6 protein-coding genes are annotated in these 6,879 nt (G+C 72.0%); 4 read left to right on the top strand and 2 right to left on the bottom strand.

Going from position 1 to position 6,879, the window contains the following annotated elements:
* Positions 1–981: 981 nt before the first annotated feature.
* Positions 982–1,440, top strand: a complete 459-nt coding sequence (locus tag AR3_RS28195) for a DoxX family protein (RefSeq protein WP_067918566.1) — start codon at positions 982–984, stop codon at positions 1,438–1,440.
* Between the two features lie 394 nt (positions 1,441–1,834).
* On the opposite strand, the gene AR3_RS28190 is transcribed toward AR3_RS28195, so the two are convergent.
* Both AR3_RS28190 and AR3_RS28185 read right to left on the bottom strand, forming a co-directional pair.
* Positions 1,835–2,989, bottom strand: coding sequence for a methyltransferase (locus AR3_RS28190; protein WP_067918564.1), 1,155 nt, complete (start codon positions 2,987–2,989; stop codon positions 1,835–1,837).
* Between the two features lie 195 nt (positions 2,990–3,184).
* On the bottom strand, positions 3,185–3,547 hold the full coding sequence (locus AR3_RS28185) for a nuclear transport factor 2 family protein (protein WP_067918570.1): 363 nt from the start codon (positions 3,545–3,547) through the stop codon (positions 3,185–3,187).
* A gap of 154 nt (positions 3,548–3,701) precedes the next feature.
* Here AR3_RS28185 and AR3_RS28180 point away from each other — a divergent pair, with 154 nt between their 5' ends.
* From AR3_RS28180 to dnaN, 3 genes are all read left to right on the top strand, one after another.
* Entirely contained in the window at positions 3,702–5,174 is a 1,473-nt protein-coding gene (locus tag AR3_RS28180; RefSeq protein ID WP_067918562.1) for an AlkA N-terminal domain-containing protein, read from the top strand.
* 86 nt (positions 5,175–5,260) lie between these two features.
* Entirely contained in the window at positions 5,261–5,839 is a 579-nt protein-coding gene (locus AR3_RS28175; protein WP_083952199.1) for a methylated-DNA--[protein]-cysteine S-methyltransferase, read from the top strand.
* A 172-nt stretch (positions 5,840–6,011) separates the two neighbouring features.
* A partial coding sequence (gene dnaN, locus AR3_RS28170) for a DNA polymerase III subunit beta (RefSeq protein WP_067918560.1) occupies positions 6,012–6,879 on the top strand: 868 nt, incomplete at its 3' end.

Genomic DNA, 6,879 nt, shown 5'->3' with positions numbered 1-6,879 from the left:
GGACAGAACATCTAGCTGTGTCATCCGGTGCGGCTGGTGGTCGGGGTGCTACGAGCCTTTCAGCACCAGCGTCATCGGGGACGTCGACAAGCCGGGCAACATCCCCGATGGCGGCGGCCACCGGGTGCACGGCCGCGCCTCGGCAGACGCAACAGTTCGCCCCACCGCGATTCGGACTGACCCCGCCCGGCCCCCGGCTACGGACACCCGCACACCGCCATCGACGACCACTGCCGCCTGGCCCACGGCCCGGACGTCACGAGGCGGCGACATCTTGTGAGCCTTGCGGCTCGTGGCGCCTGCGCGGCGTGGACTTCGCGGTGGTGTTTACGGAGAGTGTTGCTTGCGGGGTCGTCCCTGGTCGGTCGTTGGACGCCGAGTGACGCGGGGACCGGTGGCGTCGACCAGGCCGTACCGGTCGCGGTGTTCTGAGGCCGGTGACCTGGTGTGACGGTGGACCTGGTGCGGTGCGCCGGCCCACCTGGCGTGTCGCGGCGCGGGGACGTTGCAGCTCGGGGGTGCATGCGCGGCGGGGACTCGGCGGCGCTCCAGGGGCGGGAGCATGCCGTCTAGGCGCGCTGGACGTCCGTGGTCGGGCGGCGGCCCGACGCGCACGGTGCGTCGGCCGTCCGGCCGCGTTCGGGCGGCCGGACCTCGGTGAGGAAGCCGCGGTACTGCTCGGCGAAATCGACCGGGTGCCGTCGGTATCGAAAAGGCGTACTCCTTCACCGAGGGTGGACGGTCGCGCCTTGGTCGCGTCGCACGTCCGAACCTGCCTCGATCAGCGCGTCCCGGAATCCGGGAAGCCGTCTCGGCATTGGAGGCGGATCGATGAAAGACGTGAAAGACCGTTCTCTATGAAAAACGCACGCCTTACAGTTTTATCGCCGAGTCCGCGATGACTCGGCCGCGAACGTTCACGATCGTGCTCGGGTCGGCCGAAGGGCCGATTTCGCCGTGCACTGATTTGCAGGAGAAACCATGGAATCCATGCGTGGCGCCGTGCTGTCGTTGTTCCGTGTCGTGGTAGGGCTGCTCTTCGCCTGCCACGGGGCGGCGAAGCTGTTCGGAATTCTCGGCGGTCCGCCCGGCGGAGAGGCGCCCGGCATCGGCGAGTGGCCGAGCTGGTGGGCGGCCGTGATCGAACTCGTCGGCGGCGGCCTGGTGATGATCGGTCTGGGCACCCGTGCGGCCGCGTTCATCTGCTCCGGCGCGATGGCGTACGCCTACTTCACGGTCCACCAGCCTCAGGGGCTGTTCCCGCTGACCAACGAGGGTGAGCCGGCGGCCTTGTTCTGTTGGTCCTTCCTGATGCTGGCCGTGTTCGGCGGCGGTCCGTGGGCGCTGGAAGCGCTGCTCGCCCAGCGGCGGTGGCCTGTGAAGACGTCCCTCACTCGTGCCCCCGCCGCATCGGAGACGGGGCAGCCGAAGAGCGCCTGACCGTACGCGCGCGGAGGTCGTCCGATCTCGGTACCGCGATGCTCTCAGGCGTTGATGTCGCCATCGCGTCTCACGGCATCCGGTACCGGCGCCTCGAGTGTCGCCTTTCACAATGCCTTCTTGATTGCGGCGAGGATGGAGGGTGCCGGTCACCCCAAGCTGGTTTGCGCATGGCAGGCGGACTTGGAGGGCTCGTCGGCTGTGCTCCGTGCATAGCGCACGATGCATCGACGATGAATACGAAATTTTTCGTGGCACGGGGTGTGGAGAATCTCGTTCGCGTGCGGGTGAATGGATGTGCATTTTCCGCTCCCTTGACAGGGGAGTGCGGCATCATTCGATGATCAATGTCATGGGGGATGACGCGGCAGGCGAGGGGCCTCTCCGGGGAGGCTCACCGTGGGGTGAGGGTGAGGCGCCAGAGGGAGGTGATTTCGGCGGCTCTTGCCGTGTGGAGGGGGTCGCTCGGGTCGGCGGCGCGTGGATGGGCGGGGCGGGCGTCGAGCCGGTCCACGACGGTCAGGCCGGCCCCGGTGATGGCGTCGAGGAGTTCCGCGCGCGTCCGCAGTCCCAGGTGCTCGGCGAGATCCGAAATGATCAGCCACCCCTCGCCGTCCGGCGTGAGGTGGCTCGGCAGGCCGCTCAGGAAACCCCGCAGCATGGTGCTGCCGGGGTCGTAGACGGCGTGTTCGAGCGGTGACGTGGGACGGGCGGGGATCCAGGGCGGGTTGCACACCACCAGAGGGGCTCGTCCACTGGGGAACAGGTCGGCCCGCACGACCTCGATCCGGTCGGCCAGGCCGAGGCGGACGACGTTCTCACGGGCGCAGGCAAGCGCGCGCGGCTCGGTGTCGGTGGCGACGACTTTCGCCACGCCTCGGCGTGCCAGGACCGCCGCGAGCACGCCCGTGCCGGTGCCGATGTCATAGGCCAGCTCGGTGGACGGGAGCGGAGCCTGCGCCACCAGGTCGACGTACTCGCCGCGGACGGGGGAGAACACACCGTAGTGGGGGTGGATGCGATCCCCTCCCAAGGCGGGGATGGGCACGCCCTTCTTGCGCCACTCGTGCGCACCGATCAGGCCTTGCAGCTCCCGCAGCGCCACCACGTACGGTTCCTCTGCCGGGCCGTAGACCTCCTCGCACGCCTTCCGTACGTCCGGTGCCCGCCGCAAGGGGATGACGTGGCCCGCGTCCACAGGTATCAGCAGCATCCCGAGCGTGCGGGCACGCTGGCCCTGCGCCTGCCTGTGCAGGTGGAAGCGCTGCGCGGGGGAGAGGGCTTCGGTGTTGCGGTGGGCGCGGCGCTTGCGGCGGGGTTTGCGGTCGGCGCGACGTCCCATCGCCGCCAGCAGCTGCCGCGCGTTCTGGAAGTCGCCGCGCCACAGCAGCGCGGTTCCCTCGCACGCCAGCCGGTACGCGTCGTCGGCCCGCGTCAGGTCGTCGGCGATGACGATGCGGCGGGGCGGCGGCGTCCGGTTCTCCGAGCGCCAGCGCGCCGTCCGCTTCGCGTCGTCCTCTCGCCACTCGACGAGCGGCACGTCCGTCATGGTTCCTCGTCTCGCCCCTCGCCGCGCCGGGCGCCTGTGTCGTGTTCCCTCTGCCGGGGCTTCGGCCTGAGCGACGGCGGCCGGGGGCCGCCGTCGGCGCCGAGCCGTCGACGCGGGTTCGACGGCTCGGCGCCTGTCGGCTGCTTGGTCCGTTCCCGGCCACTGTAGGGCCGCGCGGGGCCGTCTGTTCGGAGCTCAGGCGGGAACCTTGTCGAGGAAGCCGTGGACCTTGCTGATCCGGCCGTCCTCGGAGAACTCCGCGACGTCGAACCCGACCACCACGGCCTCGCCGTCCTTGGGGCCGAGCTCCCAGGTGAAGCGGGCCACGTGATGGTGGGCGTCGACGTCGCCCGCCAGACGGAACACGAAGTCGGGGAACTGCGCCTGGACGGCCGCGATGGCGCCGTCGATGGCCTCCCGCCCCTCGACCGCGACGAGCGGGTCGACGTAGGAGGCGTCCTCGGTCCACAAGGCGTCGACGGCGGCCCGGCGGGCGGCGGGGTCCTTCTCGTTCCAGCCGGCCAGGTAGCGGTCGATCAGCTCACGGGCGTCGATCATGGCGTCTCCTTCAGCGATGGCGTCGGGCTCGTTCCCGATCCGCCGCCACAGTGCCCGCCCCGACGTCGCCGGGTCGATGACCTGACAGGTCATGAGCCAGCGTGATGTCGGATTTCCGCTAGTGAACGCCGGTGCCATCGGTGAAGCTGGACGCATGCATGAAGACGTGGAGCGGTGCAGCCGGGCGGTCCAAGCCAAGGACGCCCGGTTCGACGGCTGGTTCTACGTCGCAGTGGTCACCACCGGCATCTACTGCCGTCCCAGCTGCCCCGCGGTGACGCCCAGGCCGGAGAACATGCGGTTCTTCCCCAGCGCCGCCGCGGCGCAGCAGGCGGGTTTCCGGGCCTGCAAGCGGTGCCGTCCGGACGCCAGTCCCGGGTCCCCCGAGTGGAACCACCGTGCGGACGTGGTGGCCCGCGCCATGCGGCTCATCGCCGACGGGGTCGTGGACCGCGAAGGGGTGCCCGGTCTGGCCGCCCGCCTCGGCTACAGCATCCGCCAGATCGAACGGCAGCTGAACGCCGAACTCGGCGCCGGTCCGCTGGCGTTGGCGCGCGCCCAGCGCGCGCAAACGGCGCGGCTGCTCATCGAGACGACGGCCCTGCCCATGGGGGACGTGGCGTTCGCCGCGGGGTTCGCCAGCATCCGGGCGTTCAACGACACCGTCCGGGAAGTGTTCGCGCTCACCCCCACCCAGCTGCGGGAACGGGCGGCGCGGGGGCAGACGCCCGCCGCGTCCGGGGCGCTGTCGCTGCGGCTGCCGTTCCGCGCGCCGCTGTGCCCGGACAACCTGTTCGGGCACCTGGCGGCGACGGCCGTCCCCGGCGTCGAGGAGTGGCGGGACGGCGCGTACCGACGCACCCTGCGGCTGCCGAACGGGCACGGGGTCGTGGCGTTGCGCCCGTTCCCGGACCACGTGGCCTGCACGCTCACCCTCACCGACCTGCGCGACCTGACGATCGCGATCAGCCGGTGCCGGCGGCTGCTGGACCTGGACGCCGACCCGGTCGCCGTCGACGACCTGCTGCGCGCCGACGCCGTCCTGGCCCCGCTGGTCGACAAGGCCGCGGGCCGCCGCGTCCCGCACACCGTCGACCCGGCGGAGTTCGCCGTCCGCGCGGTGATCGGCCAGCAGGTGTCGACCGCGGCCGCCCGCACGCACGCCGCCCGCCTGGTCGCCGCGCACGGCGAACCGATCACCGATCCGGACGGGGGCGGCCTGACGCACCTGTTCCCGTCGCCGGACGCGCTGGCCGAGGCGGACCCGTCCGCCCTGGCCTTCCCGCGCGCCCGCCGCTCCACCCTCGCCGCGCTGACCGCGGCGCTGGCCGCCGGCGAGATCGACCTGGACGTCGGCAGCGACTGGGACGAGGCCCGCGCGCGGCTGGCCGCCGTGCCCGGCATCGGCCCGTGGACGGTCGAGACGATCGCGATGCGCGCGCTCGGCGACCCGGACGCGTTCGTCCCCACCGACCTCGGCGTCCGCCTCGCGGCCGCCCGGCTGGGCCTTCCCACCACCCCCGCCGCGCTGATCCGCCGCGCGGCGCGGTGGCGGCCGTGGCGGGCCTACGCCGTCCAGTACCTGTGGGCGACCAATGACCACGCCATCAACCGCCTGCCTGTCTGACGTTCGACGACCACACGACACGACCACACGACACGACCACACGACACGATCACACGAGACGATCACACGAAGGGATCTGTGTCCCCATGACCTCGACGCCAACCGGGCTCATCGCGACCGCCGCGGCGGACGCGACGGGCCTGAGCCCCGCGACCGCCGCGGCCGAGCAGCGGACGCACGCGGTGCTGGACAGTCCCGTCGGACCGCTCACTCTCGTCGCCGACGACGGCGTCCTGTGCGGCCTCTACGTGGACGAGCAACGCCACCGTCCGCCGGCGGAGCGCTTCGGCGTGCGCGTGCCGACGTCCGACGAGCCGTTCGCGACCGCCGCCGGTCAGCTCGCCGCCTACTTCGCGGGCGAGCTGACCGAGTTCGACCTGCCGCTCGCCCTGCACGGGACCCCGTTCCAGCGCCGCGTCTGGACGGCCCTGCGGAAGATCCCGTATGGGGAGACGGTCTCGTACGGGGAGCTCGCCCAAGAGATCGGCCGGCCCACGGCGGCGCGCGCGGTCGGCCTGGCCAACGGCCGCAACCCGATCTGCATCATCGTCCCGTGCCATCGCGTCATCGGCTCCGCCGGAAGCCTCACCGGCTACGGCGGCGGCATCGAACGCAAGCGGTACCTGCTCGACCTCGAACGCCGCACCGCCGCGGCCCTGCGCTGAGGCTCCGCGCAGGCGCTCGACCCGTGGCCGCCGCGCCGTCGGCGGCCCTGCCGCGCCCATGACCTCCGTCAGGGCCGCCACATGCCCGCATCGGCCCTGCGAACTGGGGAAACGCAGTTTTGTCAGGGGCGGCGGTTAGCGTGCTCCGCGACGTCCCGAAAGAGGGTGAGGCATGGTCGAGTTCCGCGTGGATCGGCAGACGCTCGCCGACGCCGTGGCGTGGGCGGCGCGCACCCTGCCGTCGCGGCCCACGCTGCCGGTGCTGGCGGGCATGCTCGTCGAGGCGTCCGCCGACGGCGGGCTCACCCTCTCCGCGTTCGACTACGAGGTGTCGGCGAAGGCCGCCGTGACGACGGACGTGATCGAGCCCGGCCGGGTCCTCGTGTCGGGACGGCTGCTCGCCGACATCGTGCGCAACCTGCCGCCCTACCCGGTGGAGGTGGCCACCAAGGGCTCCGAGGTCGTGGTGAGCTGCGGGAGCGCCGAGTTCGGCCTGCAGACGATGCCGGTGGAGGACTATCCGACGCTGCCGAAGCCTCCGCGGCCGGCCGGAACGGTGCCCGGCGACGTGTTCGCCGCCGCCGTCGCCCAGGTCACCCCCGCGGCGGGCCGTGACGAGACGCTGCCGATGCTCACCGGCGTCCGCGTCGACTTCGAAGGCGACACGATGTGGATGGCCTGCACCGACCGCTACCGGATCGCCGCGCGCGAGCTGACCTGGTCGCCCGCCGTCCCGGACTTCACCGCGGGCGTCGTCGTGCCCGCCCGCACCCTCGCCGACACGGCGCGCGCGATCCGCCCCGGATCTGAGGTGTCCATCGGCCTGGGCGGCACGGGGGACAGCCTGATCGGCATCTCCGGCGGCGACCGCAGCATGACCGCGCGGCTGCTGGACGACCAGTTCATCAACTACCGGTCGCGGCTCACCGACGCCTGGACGACCGCCGTCCGCATCCGCACCGCCCCGTTCGTCGAGGCGATCAAGCGGGTGGCGCTGGTGACCGAGCGGAACACCCCGATCCGGCTGGACTTCACCGGCG

Source organism: Actinomadura rubrobrunea NBRC 15275, assembly GCF_001552235.1.
In the GTDB taxonomy this organism is placed as follows: domain Bacteria; phylum Actinomycetota; class Actinomycetes; order Streptosporangiales; family Streptosporangiaceae; genus Spirillospora; species Spirillospora viridilutea.
Note: the sequence above shows the minus strand (reverse complement) of the source record. Positions and strands in the feature narration are given on the sequence as shown.